We start from the raw sequence: 19,016 nt of genomic DNA, 5'->3' as shown, positions 1-19,016 counted from the left end.
AAGCACTGTGGCGCAGAAGGGGTTGCGCCAGGGATCCTGAATCCGATACCGGTACAGGAGGTCCAAGGTGAGCAGAGCCAGCGTTTTCGCAGTCGTGTCGACGACTGCTGCGCTCACCGCGGCAGTCGCGGGTCTGGTCGATTGGCCGGCGTTCACGTCTGTCAAGAACCCCTTGGAGTTCGTGCTGTTCGCAGCGGTCGGCTGGGCGTTCGCTGCCGCGGGGATCGCGGCGTGGCGGACACGCCCGCACGACAACACAGGCCGGTTGATGGTGCTGGCCGGTCAGCTGTGGCTGGTCCGCGGCCTGAACTTCTCGTCGAATCCGCTCGCGTTCACGATCGGCTGGGCGCTGATCGTGACCTACTTCGCGGTCCTCATCCACATCATTTTCGGTTTCCCGCTCGGCAGGCTGCGCAGCACGTGGGAGAAGTGGTTCGTCGGTGGTCTGTACTTCTACTACATCGGTTCTGCGATGGCGGAGTTGGCGTTCTCCGATCCCGGTCATGTGGGCGGCGAACGTGCGGCACCGATCAACCTGCTGCTGATTCGCGACGATCCCGCCGTCACCGAGACGCTTCAGACCATTTTCGGAGCAGTCGATCTATTGATCGGCATCGTCGTGATCGGCGTGCTGGCGCGGCGTTGGCGAAAGGGCACCGCGGCCTACCGTGCAGCGTTTCTCCCGCTGTGGATCGTGAGTCTGCTCGGGACGGCCGTCGTCGCAATTCTCTACTCGATCGACGTGAAATCCCCAGGTTCGCTGGAGCAATGGGGACCGGCGATCGGTTATGCGGCGACCGCGATGTCCCCGCTGGCGGTCGTCATCGGACTGTGGCGCTATCGCGTGGCTCGCGGTGCGGTCAGCGACGTGATGGTCGAGGTCGGTGCGGCACCGCTCGGCGACAGCTTCACGACCGCGCTGCGGCGGGCGTTGCGCGATCCCAGCCTCGTCCTGTGGTCGTGGGCACCGGAGTTGCAGGGATACGTCGACGGCGACGGGAGAGTGCAGGCGCTACCCGCCGACCACGAGGACCCGCGTGCGGCGACCGTGCTCGAGCGCGACGGACTGCCCGTCGGCGCGCTCGTCTACGACCGTTCGCTTCGCGATCAGCCGCAGTTGATCGCGGCCGTGCGCAGTGCGGCAACGGTCGCGTTGGACAACCACCGGTTGCAAGCCGAGTTGGAGGCCCAGCTCGACGAGGTCCGGCAGTCGCGCGGGCGCATCGTCGCTGCTGGGGATGCGCAGCGGCAGCGGCTCGAACGAGATCTGCACGACGGAGCGCAGCAGCGCCTTGTCGCGGCCGCGATTCTGTTGCGGCGGGCGCAGCGCACACCCAACGAGCAGCTCATGCGCGACCTCCTGGGACAGGGCGCGAAGGAACTCGACGCCGCGCTGGTCGAACTGCGTGAGCTTGCGCGCGGCGTGTATCCGCCTGTCCTGCAGGAGCGTGGACTCGGTTCGGCGTTGACTTCTCTTGCGGAGCGATCGCCGTTGCCGGTCGAGATCGACGACCAGTTGCCGATGCGGCCACCACCGCAGATCGAGCTGGCCGCGTACTTCATTGCAGCGGAAGCGGTCACGAACGCGTCGAAGCACGCAGACGCGACGCTCATCGAGATTGTGCTGCGGCGCAGCGGCGAAAACCTGGAACTTGTCGTGACGGACGACGGCTGCGGCGGGGCGACGATGAGTCCCGGCGGCGGCCTGAGTGGTCTGCGCGACCGTGCGTCGGCGCTCGCAGGCGACATGGCGCTGATCAGTCCGCGCGGTCACGGAACGGTCATCACCGTGACTTTGCCCTGGTGAACCCCCGTGCGCGGTCGGCGAGTCTATAGACTCTCTAAGCGCGCACAGGCGCGAAGCGCAAAGGCGGGTGACCATGGGGGCATACGACCTCGAGCCAGGTGCCGTCTTCGCCGGGTACACGATCGAGCGTGGTGTCGGCGTCGGCGGGATGGGGACGATTTACGTTGCCCGCCACCCGAATCTGCCGCGTCGCGTCGCGTTGAAACTGCTGCACGACAACCTCACGTCTGACGACTACGTCCGCTCGCGCTTCGAATACGAGGCCGACCACGCGGCGCGTCTCGAGCACCCGAACATCGTGGCGGTGTTCGACCGTGGCCGCGACGCGGATCAACTGTGGATCGCAATGCAGTTCGTCCAGGGAACCGATGCGTCGGAGATCGTTCGCGGCGGTCCGCTCGCCGTGGAGCGGGCGCTGCACATCGCGGGCGAGGTTGCGAAGGGCCTCGACTACGCCCACCATGCCGGGGTTTTCCATCGCGACGTCAAACCGGCGAACATCCTGCTTGCCGACCCGGGCGTACCCGGCGAGCGGGAACGGGTGCTGCTGACCGACTTCGGAATCGCCAAGGCGCTCGACGACACGGTTGCCCTCACCCAGGCGGGCATGATGGTCGCGACCCTGCGCTACGGTGCGCCGGAACAGATCGACGGCCGCGAGATCGATCACCGCGCGGACCAGTACTCGTTGGCCTGCACGCTCTTTCACTTCCTGACGGGCGAACCGCCCTATCCGGGACCGCACGCATCGACGATCATGAACGGCCATCTGAACGGCCCGATCCCACGCGTCACGTCGAAACGGCGGGAGCTTCCGAACGCCCTCGACTCGGTTTTCATGCGTGCGCTCGCGAAGCGGCGTGAGGACAGGTACGACTCCTGCGTCGACATGATCGAAGCGGCGCGCAGCGCGTTCATCGCGCCACCCGAAGACTTCGACATAACGATGCCCGGGGCCGTGGCAACATCGACGGGGCTGCGTGTGGTGCTCACCGACGACTCGGTTCTGCTGCGCGAGGGAATCGCGCGCTTGCTGCGCGACGAAGGAATCGACGTGGTCGGGCAAGCCGGCGACGCCGACGGACTGCTGCGGTTGGTCGCGAAGCACCGACCTGACGTCGCGGTCGTCGATATCCGTATGCCACCGACGCACACCATCGAAGGCATCGAAGCCGCGGTCGCAATTCGGCGTGATTACCCGGACACCGGAGTGCTGCTGCTGTCGCAGTACGTCGAGACCGAGAACGTCATGAACTTGCTCGGCGGCGGCGCGAAAAGCCTTGGCTACTTGTTGAAAGATCGCGTTGCCGACGTGGATGAGTTTGTCGACGCGCTGAACCGCGTCGCGGCGGGCGGATCAGCGATCGATCCGGATCTGGTGGGACGCTTGGTTTCCCGGCCGCACCGCGGTCGGCGCCCGCTCGACGAGCTGTCGGCACGTGAGCGAGAAGTGTTGCAGCTCATGGCAGAAGGTCGATCCAACAAGGCGATCGGCGCGGCGCTGTTCCTCGGTGAGCGGACGGTGGAAGCCCACGTCCGCAGCATCTTCGGCAAGCTCGGACTCGCGCCCGAACCCGAAGATCATCGACGTGTGCTGGCGGTTCTGACACACCTGCGCGAGACGTCGACGGCCTAGTCTCCTTCGGGTTCGCCTGCACCTTCCTTTTCGTCGCGGTCCGCCCATTCGAGAAGCTGAGAAATATCGAAGACGGCTTTGTCGATGTCTGCGTGCAGATCGCCGAGTTTCGCGAACCGATCGGGAACTGTCGCCATCGTGAAGTCCTGTGGCTCCACGTCGGCGACCTCATCCCAGGTGATGGGCGTCGAGACCGTCCCGGTCGGGTTGCCGCGCACCGAATACGCACTCGCAATCGTGTGATCGCGCGCGTTCTGGTTGTAGTCGACGAACAGCTTCTCGGGGGCGCGGTCCTTGCGCCACCACGTGGTCGTCACGTCGTCGGGTGCGCGCCGCTCGACCTCGCGCGCGAAAGCCAAAGCGGCCCTGCGCACGTCGGTGAACCCGTGCTCCGGCTTGATCCGAACGTAGATGTGAATGCCCTTGCCGCCGCTCGTCTTCGGCCAGCCGATCGCACCGAGGTCGTCGAGAACCTCGTGGGTAACCTCGGCCACGCGGCGTACACGGTCGAAAGAGCAGTCCGGCATCGGGTCCAGGTCGATGCGCCACTCGTCCGGAAATTCGACGGCTGTCCTGCGGGTATTCCAAGGATGAAACTCGACCGTCGACATCTGCACCGCCCAAATCACATGGGCGACTTCGGTAACGCACAGTTCGTCCGCATCACGGTTGTAGCGCGGGAAGTGCACCTTGACGGTCTCGAGCCACGGCGGCGCACCGTGCGGCACGCGCTTCTGGTGCACCTTGTCGCCGCTCAAACCCTCCGGGAAGCGGTGCATCATGCACGGTCGCTCGCGGAGCGCGTTGACGATGCCGTCTCCGACGGAGAGGTAGTAGTTGACGAGGTCCAACTTGGTCGCGCCCGTTTCGGGGAAGTACACACGGTCGGGGTTGGACACCCGAACTGTCCGGTCGCCGACTTCGAGCTCGATCGCGGGCGACTTCGACTTACCGGAGGTAGCCATGGTGGCCAAACTACCCGCGCGACTACCTAGCCGACCTGATACTCCTCGAGTGTGCGACGCAGCAGTTTGCCTGTGGCGTTACGGGGGAGGTCCTCGAGGAAGACGACGTCGCGCGGGACCTTGTAGCGCGCAAGGTTTCCCTTGATGTGCTGCTTGATTTCTTCGGGATCGAGCGTCACGCCGGGCTCGGGAACGACGAAGGCGCGCAGACGCTTTCCGAACTCGACGTCTGCTACGCCGACGACCGCCGCGTCGAAAATGTCGGTCCGTTCGAGCAGCAGGTTCTCGACCTCCTGCGGAAAGACGTTCTCGCCGCCGGAGACGATCATGTCGTCGTCGCGGCCGTCGACGAACAGCAGCCCCTCGTCGTCGAAGTGACCGGTATCGCCGCTGGACATGTAGCCGTCGATGATCTGTTTGTGCCGACCGTCGGTGTAGCCCTTGAAGGGCGCGCCACTGCGGATGAAGATGCGGCCCTGCTTGTTGTTGCCATAGAGCCGCTTGTCGTTCTCGTCGAAGAGGACGACCTCGCAGGTGATCGGTGACCTGCCCGCGGTACCGGGCGCGCGCAGCAGTTCTTCCGGTTGCGCGACTGTGGCGACGGCGCATTCGGTCGACCCGTAGAGGTTGTAGAGCACCGGCCCGAACGCCTCGTGCGTGCGAATGCACAGCTCGGGAGAAAGCGCGGACCCTGCAACGACGATCGCCTTCAAGGACGACGTGTCGTACTTCGCGCGAGTTTCGGCAGGTAGTTCGACCATGCGATGCAGCATCGTGGGAACGGCCACGAGCATGTCGGCCTTGTTGTCTGCGATCAGCTTCAGAGTGCCTTCTGCGCTGAAGCGACGCGCGACGACAGTCCTGGTGGCAAGCGCCGTACAGACCAACCACGTCCCCAGCCCGGTGCTGTGGAAGATCGGCGACACGATGACCGCAGTTCCCTTCTGCGGGAAGGGAATTCGGTCGACCAGCTGTGCCGTCGCGAGCGGGGACACCTTATCGCGGGGCGCACCCTTCGGAAGGCCCGTCGTGCCGCTGGTGAGGATCACGAAGCCACCGGCCTTCTTCGGCGCCGGCAGCTTTTTCGTCGAGCGACCCTCGATGAGGGACTCGATAGTCTTCGCACCTTCCGGCACCTGGTGGTCGTCGTCGACCCAGCTCAGAAAGCGTGGCAAGTCTGCGGGAAGGGCATCGAGCAGACCGAGGAACTCGCTGTCGTGCAGCACAGCCTTGACTTGCTCGCGCTTGCAGACCTCTGCGAACTGCGGCTTCGCGAATCCCGTGTTCATCAGAACGAGTCGAATGCCGGCTTTACCGGCCGCCGCCATCGACAGGATGAGGCCGCGGTGATCGCGTGCCAGAATGCCGGCTGCAGACCCCTCTGCCAGCCCTATCTCCTGCAGACCCCGCGCCAGAGCATTGGACTGCTCGTCGAGCTGGCGGAAGGTGAGCTCGCCGCGCTCGTCGACCAGTCCGCCGGAATCGGGCGCCCGCCCGACCGCCGACATGATCAGCGTTGCCGCCGGACCGAACTTGCCGACGCGCACCGCGTTTCGGACCGATTCGTCCAGGCGGCGCGGGTTCGACACCCCGCTCTCGCGAAGGGTGCCGAGCGCCTTGGCGACCTCGCCGATGTGTTCGAGACGCTTACGCAAGCTCATGATGCTTCCTCCGGGCGAGCGGCGACGATCGATGTCGATCGCACGGTAACAGCCGATCCGCGTTTTGCGCCACGAACGGGACAAAGCGGACGCAGAAACTCGCTCTACTTTCAGCGGCCGGTTGGAACATCGTCCTCTGGTCTGAGGCACAAGATGCGACCGGAGGAGGATGCGCGACCACGCCGGTGTCACTACCTTCGAAGGTGAACCGAGGTTCCCGACGACTGGGAGTAGTAATGGAGACGCGGAGTTGGCTGCGGTGGGTGGCGTTGCATGCGATTCCGCGTTTCTATCTGAAGGCGCAGGCGCGCAAGGGTGCGCCGCTGTCTCAGGTGTTGATGACCGAGCAGGGGCGAGTCGATCCGCGGCCGTTCGTCGAACAGATTCGGGGGCACGGTCCACTCGTCCACACGTCGCTCGCATGGATCAGCGCCGACCATCGGATCTGCCGGGACATCCTGCGCAACACAAGCTTCGGCGTGGCCAACGTGGATGCCATCACTCCCGACGGACTCGTCAAGCGGTTCGTCCAGGCAACGGACCTGAAACTTGCGGCAAACCCGGTGGAGCCGCCGTCGATGTTGATGGTCGATCCGCCCGACCACGATAGGTACCGCAAACCGGTTGCGCGGACGTTTACCCCCCGCGCAATCGGGAAGTTGCGCGACCGCGTGATCGACGTGACCGATGGCCTGCTCGACGATCTCGATGGCCGCTCGCGGGCCGACCTCGTCGACACGTTCGCCTCGCGGCTGCCCGTCGACATCATCGGCACGATCCTCGGGATGCCGGAGGAGATGCGCGGGGCCGCGCTCCAGTGGGGCGACAGCGGTGCAGCACTGCTGGACCTCGGGATCCCGTGGAAAGCGTTCCGGCGCGCGATCGTCGATATCCGGGCCGCCGACGCATTCTTGACCGGCCATATCGAGGAGTTGCGGCACAATCCGACCGATGACATCTTCAGCCGGCTGGTGTCGTCCGGCGACCTCACCGACTACGAGTTGCGTGCGACCGCCGCGCTGCTCCTGGGAGCGGGGTTCGAGACGACCGTCAACTTGATCGGGAACGGCATCGCGCTGCTGCTCGAGCACGACGATCAGCGGGAGCTGCTGCGCGCCGACCCGACCCTGTGGGCCAGCCCCGTTCAGCAGACCGCGCGGGTGGCATTGGCGGACGTCGAGGTGGGCGGCGAGACGATCAGGGCGGGCAACATCGTGGTCCTGCTGCTCGGCGGCGCCAACTACGACCCCGAGGTCTTCGCCGATCCGTTCACGTTCGACGTGACGAGAGCCAATGCTCGCGAACACCTTTCGTTCAGCAACGGCATACACGCCTGCCTGGGTGCGAGTCTGGCGAGAATGGAAGGCGAGATCGCGCTCAGGTCGCTTTTCGAGCGCTTTCCTGACCTGCGTCTCGATGGGAAACCCGCGCGCCGCGACCAAGTGATTCTCCGCGGTTACGAGACCATGCCCGTCGCGCTCGGCAAGTCTGTTGCCGAGAATCCGAGCCTGAGCGTCAGTTCCGGGTAACGAGGACGAACGGACCGATTTCGGTCACGGTGAAGCGAGGATCGTCGAACAGCGCCTCGGGGAAGGCGACTGTGTAGCGGCGCACATTCGGATCGTTCGGGTAGACGTCCTCCGCGAGGCGCAGCGAGTAGCCCTCGGTTCCGTGGCGGAACAGGAACGCGTCCGGTGCACGCCATGGGCTCGTGTCCATCGCCGCGATCAATTCGTCGGGCGTGGACAGCTCGCTCCAGGACTTGATCGCCGCAGCCCGACCGTTGAAGTCGGCGAGCGGGTTCGCGTAGTGCGAGGTCAGCGCTTGAAATCCGAGGTACGGGTAGTAGCTCAGGAAGCTGGTGTCGGCGGTGAGGACGACTGTGTCACCGGCCGGTCGCGGAACCAGCTCGGAAAGCTTGGAATCGATCTCGCCGTAGAACGCGGGCGCACCCGGCGGGCGTTTGTCGGCGCGTACCCCGTTGCCGTCGGTGTCGGTATACGCGACGTTGATCTCGGGGGCCAGCACGTCCGGGATGTCCTGCGCGAACGCGACTGCGCCGGCCACACCGACGGCGAGCACGCCGTAGCGGAAGGCACGTGGTTCGCCGAAATTCTGGTAGATCGCGCGGGCGCCCTCGACGACCCCGAAGAAGCCGGCCGCCGTCAGCAACAGCAGCAGGATGACTTCCAGCCGGAAGGACAACAGCGTGCTGCCGAGTGCCGTGAACGCCATCGAGGCCAGCGACCAGAGATAGATCGCGACAACGCCCAGCCCGAGCGACTGTGCCCTGCGCGACGAAGCGGCGCGGACGGCCAGCCAGATCGTGCCGACCAGGCATAGCGCGCCGAGCATAGAGAAGTGCAGCATCGGAAACGGCAGTTGTGAACCCGAGTCCGGGAGGTAGTGGAAGGCCGTTCCCGAGCTGGCAGGTCGGCCGTGGCGCAACTGCAGCAGATACGGCAGCCACACGACGAGTGCGATCACTACCGCGATACCACCCGCAACCGCCAGCCGCTGCGCTACGTAAACCGCAGCACGGACCGTGCGGCTCCGACGAAACGCAAGAAAAGCGGCGACCACGGCCATGCCCGTCACGGTGAACGCGCCGAGCGCCAAATAGAGGGTGTAGAACGTCGCCGCGAAACCGAGGAACAAGCCGGTGCCGACGATCGCGCCCCAGCCGCCGTGGTCGTCAGGCCTGTGCAGACCGCCCCATGCCAGCAGCAGCACCGGCGGCAGCAGGATTGCGATGACCGCGCCGTAAGGCTCGGGGGAGCCGTACGCGACGAGCACCGCTGTCGTCGCGAGCGTGACAACGACGGCCCAGTCGTCGCGAATCAGCTTGCTCCACAATACGAATGCGATTACCGCCGCCACTGCGATCGACCCGATCGCGTACGGCTTGAAGACTTCCCAGCCCTCCATGCCCGCAAGATTCGCGACGCGACCGCCGATCCAGAACCAGCCCGCGGGATAGAACGGCGGCAGATCGGCGTAGGTCATGTCGTGCAGCCCAGCCGAGTCGGTCAGCCGCGTGAGGTACTCGGTCCGAAATTCCTGGTCCACAGAAATGCCGAACAGATACAGCTTCGTCGCCGCCAGCGGCATGCCGAGAGTGACGGTCACGAAGGCGCTGAGACCTGCTCCGGAAAGCAACTTCGCCACGAGTGGAAAACGGCCCGAGCGAAACAGATACACCGCGAGTGCGAGCGCCGCCAGCGAGGCGAACTGGCCGACCGTCGTCAGCGCGCGCGTCACATTCGATGCGTTGAACGCGGGCCAATCGACCTGTGCGAAGGCGAACAGTCCAATGGTCGCGACAACCGCAGCAAGCAGTGCGGCCACCAGCATCTCGACGAGCGCCTGCGCCGCCCGCCGCGTCGAGGACGCCACCGCTTAGATCGGCAGTTTGCGGAAGATCGGTCGCGGTACGTGCCGCAGCGCAGACATCACGTACCGGAACTGCCCGGGTACCCAGATCAGATCCTTGCCCTTGCCGGACGCCTTCACGACGACGGTGGCGATGTAGTCCTTGTCGACCGTCATCGGGGCTTCCTTGACGTGCGCGCTGAACTTGGTGCGCACCATGCCCGGGCGGACGACGAGAACCCGGACGCCATATTCGCGAAGGGCTTCGCCGAGGCCGAGGTAGAAGCCGTCGAGTCCCGCTTTGGTCGAGCCGTAGACGAAGTTCGATCGACGGACCCGTTCGCCGGCGACCGACGACATCGCGATGATCCGGCCGAAGCCCTGCTCACGCATCTTCGTGCCGACGAGTACGCCGACCGAGACGGAGGCGGTGTAGTTCACCTCGGCGACTCGCACAGCCTTGCGCTGGTCGGTCCATAGTTCCTCGGGATCGCCGTCGAGCGCGAAGGCGACGATCGCCACGTCGACGTCGCCGTTCGCCCACGCCTGGTCGATGACCGCGGGGTGACTGTCGGTGTCGAGACCGTCGAAGTCGATAACGTCGACCTCGCTCGCGCCGGCGTCCTTCATCGCGGCGACGGACGCGTCGCGCAACGGGTCGTTCGGGAGGGCCGCGAGGATGACGCGAGCCGGGGCTTTGCTCAAGTACTCGGCACAGATCGCGAGGCCGATCTCGGACGTGCCTCCCAGCAGGAGAATCGTCTGGGGATTACCGACCGCATTGATCACTGGAGTTCCAACCTTCGGGCCATATCGGACATGAACACACCGTTCGGATCGACAGATCGTCGTATCTTGATCCACTCGTCGATCCGGGGGTACATCGCGTGGAAGGTCTCGGCGGTGGTCCGCGAGTCCTTGCCGGTGTACAGACGACCGCCGAATTCGAGTACGCGCTTGTCGAGTTCGGTCACGAACTCGTGCAGGCCCGGCTTGATCGGGAAGTCGACGCAGATGTTCCAACCCGGGATCGGGAAGCTCAACGGTGCCTTGTTGCCCTCACCGAACAGCTTGAACACATTGAGGAACGAGTAGTGACCGCTCGACTGAATGTCGACGATGATCTTCTTGAACTCGTCGACCGACTCGGGCGGTACGACGAACTGATACTGCAGGAAGCCCGCGGGACCGTAGCCGCGGTTCCACTCACCGAAGAGATCGAGCGGGTGATAGAACTGCGTCAAGTTCTGGACCTTGCCGCGGTAGTTCCCCGACTTCTTGTACCAAACCTCGCCGAGCAGGCTGAAGTTGAACTTGTTCGCCAGGCCGTTCGGGAAGATGTCCGGCAGGGTGAGCAGTGTCGGCGCATCGAACTTCAGCGGGTTCTTCTGCAGTTTCTTCGGCAGCTGATCGAGCTTGGCGAGCGACCCGCGAGATACCGCGGCCCGGCCGAGCTTCGGCAGCGGCGCGATCGCGTCGAACCACGCGGAGCTGTAGTCGTACTTGTCTTCGCTGCCGTCGCTGTGCAGCGCGATCGTCTCGTCGAGCGTTGCCGTGACATCACCGTCGGCGATGAAGTATGCCGTCTCGGTCGGCGTCATCTCGATGGTTGCCTCGAGGATGATGCCGGTCAGGCCGCAGCCGCCGACAGTCGCCCAGAACAGCTTCGAGTTCTTGCCCGCGGGGGTCAGCGTCTTCACGTCTCCGTCAGCGGTCAGCAACTGCATCGACCGGACGTGGTTACCGAAGCTGCCCGCGCTGTGATGGTTCTTGCCGTGGATGTCCGACCCGATCGCGCCACCGACGGTGACCTGCCGCGTGCCTGGGAGGACAGGCACCCACAGTCCGAAGGGGAGTGCGGCGCGCATCAGCTGGTCGAGGTTGACCCCTGCGTCGACCGTCACCATGCGGGAATCGGCGTCGATCTTGTGGATACGGCTGAGCGCAGTCATATCGACGACGAGACCGCCGGCGTTCTGCGCGTTGTCGCCGTAGGAGCGACCCAACCCACGCGCAATGACACCGCGCCGGAGGTGGGACGGCTTCGACTCGTTCTGCTCGGCAACCTGAGCGACCGCGCTCGCGATCAACTCCTTGTCCGGGGTCGACAGCACCTGTGCCGTCGTCGGAGCGGTGCGCGACCAGCCGGTCAATGAGCGGGGCTCTGTAGGAAGCGGCCCTGTGGGTATCGGTGTTGTCGTGGACATCGGTGTAGAGGCTACCGGAGCGATCCTACGTTCCCACTGATCATGGGCTTTCTCACGCAGCGGACGGCACACCCAAAAAGTTTTCGAAAAACTTCTGTCGAGCTTGTCGAAATCCGTCGAACTCGGGCGACGCGTTGGTGAGGCCGCAGACAGCGGCGATCAGAAACCGAGGAGACCGAGATGACCGCCACCATCGCCCACAACGCACACCGCACCGCTGCCGCTGCCGCGATCTCGACCAAGGCCCGCAACGCGGGACGAATCGTCAGCGGCCTTGTTGTTGCGTTCCTCCTGTTCGACGCGCTGTCGAAGCTCGCCGGCGTGCAAGCCGTGCGTGATGCGAGCGCCGAACTGGGCATTCCTTCCGGCCAGACTTCTGTCATCGGCGCCGTACTGCTCGCCTGCACCGCGCTCTATGTCTGGAAGCGCACTGCCGTCCTCGGCGCTGTGTTCCTGACCGGTTACCTCGGCGGCGCGGTCACGATCAACATGATCAACGAGAAGCCGCTGGTCAGCACCACCCTCTTTGCCGTCTACTTCGGCGTGGTGGTGTGGCTCGGCCTGTGGCTGCGCGACGCCCGCGTTCGTAACTTGGTCGACGACATCCTGGGGCGGTAGGGGCGGTGCCCCCGTGCGCGGTTGGAGAGTCCGTAGACTCTCCAACCGCGCACAGGCGCGTAGCGCTATCGTTTCGATTCGTGGCCGAATCAGCGCACCCGCAACCGCATCTGCCGTTGCCAGTCGAGTTGCCGCTGGTCGACGAGCCGGGTGGCACCGATGTAGACCTCAAAACCCAGATCGTCCGATTCGTTCTGACGGGCGGTCTTTCGGCAGTCGTGGACTTCGGTCTGTACGTGCTCATGCTCGCCATCGGCGTTCAGGTGAACATCGCGAAATCGCTCAGCTTTATCGCCGGTACAACCACGGCCTATCTGATCAATCGCCGGTGGACCTTCAACGCGCCGCCGAGCCGCAAACGATTCGTGGCCGTCATCGCGCTCTACGCCGTCACGTTTGCCGTGCAGGTCGGTATCAACTGGGTGCTCTATCACGCTCTGCCGCAGGAGTGGTGGCGCGTTCCGCTTGCATTCGTCATCGCGCAGGGAACCGCGACGGTGATCAACTTCGTGGTACAGCGCGGCGTTATCTTCCGGATTCAATAGCGATCGGGCGCGCTTGCGCCTTTGCGCCGAAGAAGTCGCCACCCTTGCTGGTGACGTTGTCCGTACCCCAGGACCGCACCCGATCGGCGGGGATCATGCGCGGGATGTGCTTGCGGCAGTGGATGTAGGCCTCTTCGATATCGACGACGACCCAGCGTTCCGGCTTACGACCCCGGACCTGTTCGTCGGGAAGATCTTTCACACTCGCGCGAATGACGTCGTCGTCGATAATTCGTGCGGATCCGTTGATGTGCAGGCCGATCAAATTTTCGACGAAGTCGATCAGCAAGATCCCGATGTGCGGGTTCTCCGACATGTTTCCCAGGCTGGCCAGCACGCCGTTCCCGCGGTATTCGGGATAGGCAACTGTGCGTTCGTCGATCACGTGGATGAATCCCGGACCGCCCGCCCGGAAGCTCGAATCGCATTCGCCGTGGCTGTCGGACGTGGCGATGAACGCCATGTCCTGCTCGCGGACGAACTCGATCATCGCGGCGTTCAGACGGTCGAGAACCTGATCCTCGTAGAACCGATCCGCCCGGTCCTCGGTCCCGAATGCATGTTGAAGCCGGTGCTCTCCGGCACTGCCCGGGCGCTTGTGCTCGGGCCGCTCCTGTTCGGGCCGCTCCTGCTCGGACATGGACCGCCTTAACGTCGTCGGAGCCGGTTTACTCGTGCACCGACTTGATTCATACCTCACAAACGGGACCTGTGGCGCATCCCATTAAAACGGAATTCTATCCGGCCAAAACGGTTCGAGCAGGCGAATCGCAGCGGCGCAGGTGAGGGCGCTTTGTCGTATTCGAGCTAATGTCTGGCAAGTTTTGCCAGCTTGGGCCTGTCGAGGACGGTAATCGTGCCGCGGCCGAGCGTCAGGATCCGCTTGTCTTCCAACTCGCGCAGGATCTTGTTCGCCGTCGCGCGGGTGGTTCCGGCCATCGATGCGAGATCATCCTGGGTCAGTTTGATCTCGGCAACACCGCCAGCGCCGGCGTAAACGTCGGCAAGTCGTGCGAGCCGCCGCACCACTCGCTCATCGACCGGTAGGTACAGCGCTTCGAGCACCATCGCGGAAAGTCGACGGACCTGAGCGGCGAGCGTGTCGGTGAGGATCCGGTCGATGTGCGGGTATCTCTGCCGCAGCCTCGTGAGCTGCTCGCGGCTCAGAGTCAGCGTCTCGGCGTTTTCGACCGCGACCACGGTCGCCGTCCGGCGTGCGTCGGGACCTAGCAAGGCCAGCTCGCCGAAGGTATCGCCCGCGCCCATGATCGACAGCGTCGCTTCGTGTCCGAGGGGCGTCGTCACGCGCACGATCAGCCGACCCGACTTGATGAGGTGCAGGCAGTCGCCGGGATCACCTTCGTGGCACACGATGTCGCGACGTTTGAAGCGCCGCGGCGTGCAGGTGGCCAGCAGTTGCCTGCGTTCGGTCTCGTCCAGGCCTTTCAGTAATTCGAAATCTGTCACAGCAGCCCCTCGAGGACGTAGCAGACCACCGGTTCGCGCCTGCCTTTCACTTGTATCTCACCGCGGCTGCGCACACGGGCGCGGTCGCCGAGTTGTGCGCGGGTCAGCGGCCCGATCACGACGGTTCCAGGTTCGGCGAGGCCCTCCAGCCGCGCGGCGAGGTTCGTCGTGTCGCCGATCGCGGTGAAGTTTCGCATCTGCGCGGAACCGACGTTGCCGACGAGCGCCGGACCGGTGTTGACCCCGACCCGGAAGCGCGGCCATTCGGCGCTCGTTGCCACCTGTTCGATCGCGCGGTGCAGGCCGAGCCCGGCGCGCGCGGCGCGCAGTGCGTGGTCGGGCTGGCGGGTCGGTGCGTTGAAGAGCGCCATTACGGCGTCGCCGACAAACTGCACGACCGTCCCGCCCTCGGCCAGAATCACCGGCACGATGGCGCCGTAGTACGTGTTCAACATGGCAACGACCTGGTCCGGCGTGGACCGCTCCGAAAACGGTGTGAACCCGCGCAAGTCGGCGAAAAGGATGCTGACCTCGGTGATCTCGCCACCGAGGCCGGCTTGCGACGGGTCGGCGAGCAGCGCTGTAGCGACCGCGGGTGACATGTACGAACGGAACAGGCCGTCGAGCTGCTGGTACAGGCGCGCATTCTCCAGCGCGACCGACGTCTGCGACGCGAACGAACGCAGCAGCGCCACTTCGGCATCGGTGAATTGGCCTGTGCGGCGGTGCACTTCGAGCACGCCCGCAGGCTTTCCCTTGACCAGGAGCGGAAGATGCAGTGCTGCGGGGTAGAACTTCATGGCGTCGTCGAATTCCATTCGCCCACTGCGAAGTACGCCGATTCGGACGATGTCGGGTTCGAATGCGGCTGCTGCGAGTCGGCGGATCTCCGCAAGAAGATCGGCTTCCCGCGCGATCACGCTCGACCGCTCGCCGACCGCGACGAGTGCACCCAGCCGGCGGACCTGCTCTCGCTCGTTCCCGAGCGCCCGACCGCTCTGGGCGAGAACAGCAACCTGTCTTTCGGTGAGCCCGAAGCGCTTCGACAATTCGACGCCGACCGCACCGAGCGGCTCCGACGCGGACACTCCGCCATCGGCACGTTGCCGCAACGCGTCGACCACCGCTTCGAGCGCGTGCGCATAATCGCGCTCCAGGGCCGCGACGGTCTGCCGCAACGTAACCGAGTCGAACAGGCCGAGAGCCGAACCCTCGCGCCGAAATTGCGTGTGGGCGCTCACGACGATCAACGTGAATGCCGCGACCATGAGAAGGTGCCATTCCCACCAGGAAGCCCGCCAACTGCGGCCGAAACCGACGGCGAACAAGGCCTCCGACAGCAGCACGAACGCAGTGAGCACGCTGAGCAGGACGATCCCGCGAGTTCGGATGTAGTTGCGCAGATAGCGGACGGCCGCAGTCAAATACAACGCTGACCCGACGAATGCGGCGACGACGAGCGGTCCGTGCGCTTCGGTTGGATCCGGCGCCCGGTCCAACGGTGGCAGTTGCGCCAGCGAAGTGATCGCCCACGCTGTGAGTGCAAGGAACGGAAGCGCCGCAATTGCCCAGTCGAAACGGTGAATTCGGCGTGCGGCGACCGGACCGTAATCGATCGCCGAGGCCAGCGCGGCAACACCGCCGAGGACGAGCCCAACCGGCGTTGCCGCAACGAAACCCGCGTTCGGAGTCTGCAAGATAATTCCGGGGGTCGCGAGCGCATGCAATGCGAGAAATCCCGCGTTGAACTGAAAGACCAGCGACACCAGGATCAATCGCGCGTCCGCACGGAGCCGCGCCGCCCGCAGCAGAATGATGCCCAGCACCATCGCTATCGACGCCGTCGCGAGCACGAGCCAGAAGTGGACGCCGTGGTGCTCGTAATGCGCATCGAGGGTGGGGTGGGAAACCAACAGCCACAATCCGATCGCAGGAAGTGTTACGTGCACGAGCCAAACGACGATACGGATCGCAGCACCCACTCCCATTCGTTCAGTCTGAAGCGTTATGGGTAGTTCGGCGCAATGAATTGGGTAGACGCTCCTGATGCGAGCGGTTGGGAACAGGCGTCCAATGGAGGTAGTTCGAGAAAGGAAGTCCGATGGCAGCAGATTTCGACCGCCGTTGTAACCAGCTTGCGCGCTTGCTGATCGAGCACGGCGTCGGCCCAGGGGTCTCTGTTGTGCTCGCGCTGGGTGGGTCGGGCGAGTCCGTTCTCGCGTACCGAGCGGTGGCACTCGTCGGTGCAGACGTCGTTCCTGTCGATCCGAGACTGCCGCGGGCGGCCATCATCGACCGGATCTCGCGTTCCCGTGCGGATCTCGGGCTGACGCTGGCCGAATTCTCGGCACCCTTGCCGGGCTCGGTGCACTGGATCGAACTCGACAACCCGGACGTCATCGCGGAGTGGTCGCAGGAATGGCCGGGTCCACTCACCGTCCGCGATCGCAGCGGTGCGTTGTGGGCGCGGTCGATGAACGAGTTGCGCCACACCGGCGCCTAGGGGGTCTATCCAACGGCGACCGGCGTAAGCGTGACCGGGACGCCATTGAAGACCGCGTTGCCGGACAAGGCATCAACCAGCGAATCGTCGGTCAGGATATTTGCGTTCACCCCGGCGTGCGCGGCCGCGACGGACTGAGTCGAGTCCTTGTGTCCCCAGCCGTGCGGCAGGCTGACTACCCCCGGCATGATCGTGTCGGTGGGCTCCAGCGGAACCACAAGCTCGCCGGCGGCCGACTTGATGATCGCCGACCCGTCCAGCCCAAGGCGCTCCGCATCAGCGGGGTTGATCAGCAAGGTGCACTTGTTCGATCCACCGACCAGCGCCGACACGTTGTGCATCCAGCTGTTGTTGGATCGCAGTTGCCGTCGACCGATCAGCACGACCTCCGCGGGTGCCTCCGCCAGACCTGCGCGCAGTCTTTCGACATCTTCCAGCAGCGGCTTGGGCGCGAGTTCGACCTTTCCCGACGCCGTGATGAGCCGTTCGTGAAGCCGCGGTTCGAGCGGTCCGAGATCGATTCCGTGCGGGTTGTCGAGGAGCTTCTGCAGCGAGAGTGCCTGCGTGTGACCGGTCCATTCGCCGAACGGTCCGAGTCGGACCATCATGTCCAGCCGCAGTTCCATCCCGTTCGCGCCTTGCAACTCTGCGCGCAGTTCATCAGGATTTCTGCCGGTCACGGGCAAGCCGGGCGTCGCGACTGCTTTTCGCAGGGCGTCGCTGATGATGAGTTCGTCGAGGAAGGCCGGATCCGCGTCTTGCCCCGACGCGATCACCGCAAGCGTGGCAAGGATTTCGGCTTCGGACGGGCGGTCGCCGAGCGGCACCACCGGCGGCGAGTACCGGGCGTAGTTGCGGACCGCGAAGCCGAGCAACGCGAAGTCGTAGTGGCCCGATTGCAACGAGGGTGGCGGCGGCAGGATGACGTCGGCATGCCGGGTCGTCTCGTTCAGATACCGGTCGACGCTCACCATGAAGTCCAGCGACGCGAACGCCGAATCCAGCCGCGAACCGCTCGGCGCCGACAACACCGGATTGCCCGCAACGGTGACCAGCGCCTTGACCTGGCCTTCACCCGGCGTTTCGATTTCGTCGGCGAGAGTGGCCACGGGCAGTTCGCCCATGGCTTCGGGCAATTCGCGGACCCGGCTGGTCCACCGGCCGACCGAGAACGGTCTACTCCGTTTCGGAGCAGGTGCCGCGGGGTTCGCGAACATCGCACCGCCACGACTGTCCAGATTGCCGGTCAGCACGTTGATGACGTCGACCAACCATTGGGCCAAGGTGCCGAATTCGGCGGTGCACGTCCCTATTCGGCCGTACACGGCTGCCGTGGGCGCTGCTGCAAGCTCGCGCGCAATCCGAACGATCACGTCGGCGTCGATCCCTGTGCGTTCCGCGACGGCGGCAGGACCGAAGGGCGCAGACGCGATCCGGATGTCGTCGAGTCCGTTTGCATCGACGTCGACGGTGTACAGGTTCTCGGCGAACAACGTGTGGACGATCGCGAACAGCAGGTACGCGTCTGAGCCGGGCCGGATGAAGATGTGCTCGTCGGCAAGTCCGGCGGTGCGCGTCCGACGGGGGTCGACAACGACGAATTTGCCGCCGCGCTTGCGGATCGCCTTCAATCGGCCGGGGAAATCCGGTGCCGTGCAGAGCGATCCGTTCGATTCCAGCGGGTTCGCGCCGAGCATCAGGAGGTAATCGGTGCGGTCGAGGTCGGGTACCGGAACCGCCAGCGGATCACCGAACAGCAGACCGCTGGACACATGCTTCGGCATCTGGTCGGCCGTACTCGCCGAGAAGACGTTCCGGGTTCCGAGCGCCCGGATCAACGGGACGCTGTACAGCGCACCAGCGACGCTGTGGGCGCTGGGATTGCCGAGGTAGATCGCGAGCGACTTACGTGTGTGTTCGGCGATCACGGCTCCCAAGCCCTCGCGCACCCGGGCGAAGGCCTCGTCCCACGTTGCCTCCCGCCAATTCTCGCCCTCGCGGATCATCGGCACCGTCAACCGGTCCGGGTCCTCGTCGAGCTTGCCGAAACTGGCGCCCTTGGGGCAGATGAAACCCTTGCTGAACGGGTCGTCGCGATCGCCTTTCACGGTTGTCACCAGGTTCTCGGCGTCGAGCGTGAGGGTCAGTCCGCAGACCGCTTCGCAAAGCGGGCAGGTGCGCAGCGCTGTCGTCATGCCTTTCATCATGCGCCTAGTTATATGTCGGCGTACCGAC

General features: G+C 64.8%; 15 protein-coding genes. 6 read left to right on the top strand and 9 right to left on the bottom strand.

Annotated features, from left to right (window positions below):
• Positions 1-67 precede the first annotated feature (67 nt).
• Both JGU72_RS16315 and JGU72_RS16310 read left to right on the top strand, forming a co-directional pair.
• On the top strand, positions 68-1,807 hold the full coding sequence (locus tag JGU72_RS16315) for a sensor histidine kinase (RefSeq protein ID WP_199684999.1): 1,740 nt from the start codon (positions 68-70) through the stop codon (positions 1,805-1,807).
• A gap of 73 nt (positions 1,808-1,880) precedes the next feature.
• Complete coding sequence (locus JGU72_RS16310) at positions 1,881-3,443, top strand: protein kinase domain-containing protein (protein WP_199684998.1); 1,563 nt, start codon at positions 1,881-1,883, stop codon at positions 3,441-3,443.
• On the opposite strand, the gene ligD is transcribed toward JGU72_RS16310, so the two are convergent.
• Both ligD and JGU72_RS16300 read right to left on the bottom strand, forming a co-directional pair.
• Positions 3,440-4,408 carry a non-homologous end-joining DNA ligase gene (gene ligD, locus JGU72_RS16305; RefSeq protein ID WP_199684997.1) on the bottom strand — a complete coding sequence of 323 codons (969 nt, stop codon included), beginning with the start codon at positions 4,406-4,408 and terminating at the stop codon, positions 3,440-3,442. The two genes, JGU72_RS16310 and ligD, sit on opposite strands and share 4 nt — an antisense overlap.
• A 26-nt stretch (positions 4,409-4,434) precedes the next feature.
• Positions 4,435-6,069 carry an acyl-CoA synthetase gene (locus JGU72_RS16300; RefSeq protein WP_199684996.1) on the bottom strand — a complete coding sequence of 545 codons (1,635 nt, stop codon included), beginning with the start codon at positions 6,067-6,069 and terminating at the stop codon, positions 4,435-4,437.
• 236 nt (positions 6,070-6,305) lie between these two features.
• Here JGU72_RS16300 and JGU72_RS16295 point away from each other — a divergent pair, with 236 nt between their 5' ends.
• Complete coding sequence (locus JGU72_RS16295; protein WP_199684995.1) at positions 6,306-7,598, top strand: cytochrome P450; 1,293 nt, start codon at positions 6,306-6,308, stop codon at positions 7,596-7,598.
• On the opposite strand, the gene JGU72_RS16290 is transcribed toward JGU72_RS16295, so the two are convergent.
• The 3 genes from JGU72_RS16290 to JGU72_RS16280 are packed head-to-tail and all read right to left on the bottom strand — an operon-like array spanning position 7,585 to position 11,648.
• Entirely contained in the window at positions 7,585-9,423 is a 1,839-nt protein-coding gene (locus tag JGU72_RS16290) for a galactan 5-O-arabinofuranosyltransferase (RefSeq protein ID WP_199685358.1), read from the bottom strand. The two genes, JGU72_RS16295 and JGU72_RS16290, sit on opposite strands and share 14 nt — an antisense overlap.
• Positions 9,424-9,468: 45 nt before the next feature.
• Positions 9,469-10,230 (bottom strand): decaprenylphospho-beta-D-erythro-pentofuranosid-2-ulose 2-reductase, encoded by a 762-nt coding sequence (locus tag JGU72_RS16285; RefSeq protein ID WP_199684994.1) that lies wholly within the window; start codon positions 10,228-10,230, stop codon positions 9,469-9,471.
• Positions 10,227-11,648: an FAD-binding oxidoreductase gene (locus JGU72_RS16280; RefSeq protein WP_199684993.1), complete on the bottom strand. Its 1,422-nt coding sequence runs from the start codon at positions 11,646-11,648 to the stop codon at positions 10,227-10,229. Before JGU72_RS16280 ends, JGU72_RS16285 begins: the two co-directional genes overlap by 4 nt.
• Before the next feature lie 180 nt (positions 11,649-11,828).
• Between JGU72_RS16280 and JGU72_RS16275 the strand changes: the two genes are divergently transcribed.
• Positions 11,829-12,266, top strand: coding sequence for a DoxX family protein (locus JGU72_RS16275; RefSeq protein WP_199684992.1), 438 nt, complete (start codon positions 11,829-11,831; stop codon positions 12,264-12,266).
• An 80-nt stretch (positions 12,267-12,346) separates the two neighbouring features.
• Positions 12,347-12,811 carry a GtrA family protein gene (locus JGU72_RS16270; protein ID WP_307828471.1) on the top strand — a complete coding sequence of 155 codons (465 nt, stop codon included), beginning with the start codon at positions 12,347-12,349 and terminating at the stop codon, positions 12,809-12,811.
• Here JGU72_RS16270 and JGU72_RS16265 read toward each other — a convergent pair.
• The 3 genes from JGU72_RS16265 to JGU72_RS16255 form a co-directional block, all read right to left on the bottom strand.
• Positions 12,792-13,451, bottom strand: coding sequence for a pyridoxamine 5'-phosphate oxidase family protein (locus JGU72_RS16265; RefSeq protein ID WP_199684991.1), 660 nt, complete (start codon positions 13,449-13,451; stop codon positions 12,792-12,794). The genes JGU72_RS16270 and JGU72_RS16265 overlap by 20 nt on opposite strands.
• A gap of 167 nt (positions 13,452-13,618) precedes the next feature.
• Positions 13,619-14,278: a Crp/Fnr family transcriptional regulator gene (locus JGU72_RS16260; protein WP_199684990.1), complete on the bottom strand. Its 660-nt coding sequence runs from the start codon at positions 14,276-14,278 to the stop codon at positions 13,619-13,621.
• Positions 14,275-16,266, bottom strand: a complete 1,992-nt coding sequence (locus tag JGU72_RS16255) for an adenylate/guanylate cyclase domain-containing protein (protein WP_199684989.1) — start codon at positions 16,264-16,266, stop codon at positions 14,275-14,277. Before JGU72_RS16255 ends, JGU72_RS16260 begins: the two co-directional genes overlap by 4 nt.
• 113 nt (positions 16,267-16,379) lie before the next feature.
• Here JGU72_RS16255 and JGU72_RS16250 point away from each other — a divergent pair, with 113 nt between their 5' ends.
• The gene (locus JGU72_RS16250; RefSeq protein ID WP_199684988.1) at positions 16,380-16,781 is read left to right on the top strand and encodes an AMP-binding protein; all 402 of its coding nucleotides are present in this window, start codon (positions 16,380-16,382) and stop codon (positions 16,779-16,781) included.
• Between the two features lie 5 nt (positions 16,782-16,786).
• Here JGU72_RS16250 and JGU72_RS16245 read toward each other — a convergent pair whose 3' ends face one another.
• Complete coding sequence (locus JGU72_RS16245) at positions 16,787-18,976, bottom strand: molybdopterin-dependent oxidoreductase (protein ID WP_233532494.1); 2,190 nt, start codon at positions 18,974-18,976, stop codon at positions 16,787-16,789.
• Positions 18,977-19,016: the final 40 nt, after the last annotated feature.

Source organism: Antrihabitans auranticaus (genome assembly GCF_016481275.1).
In the GTDB taxonomy this organism is placed as follows: domain Bacteria; phylum Actinomycetota; class Actinomycetes; order Mycobacteriales; family Mycobacteriaceae; genus Antrihabitans.
Note: the sequence above shows the minus strand (reverse complement) of the source record. Positions and strands in the feature narration are given on the sequence as shown.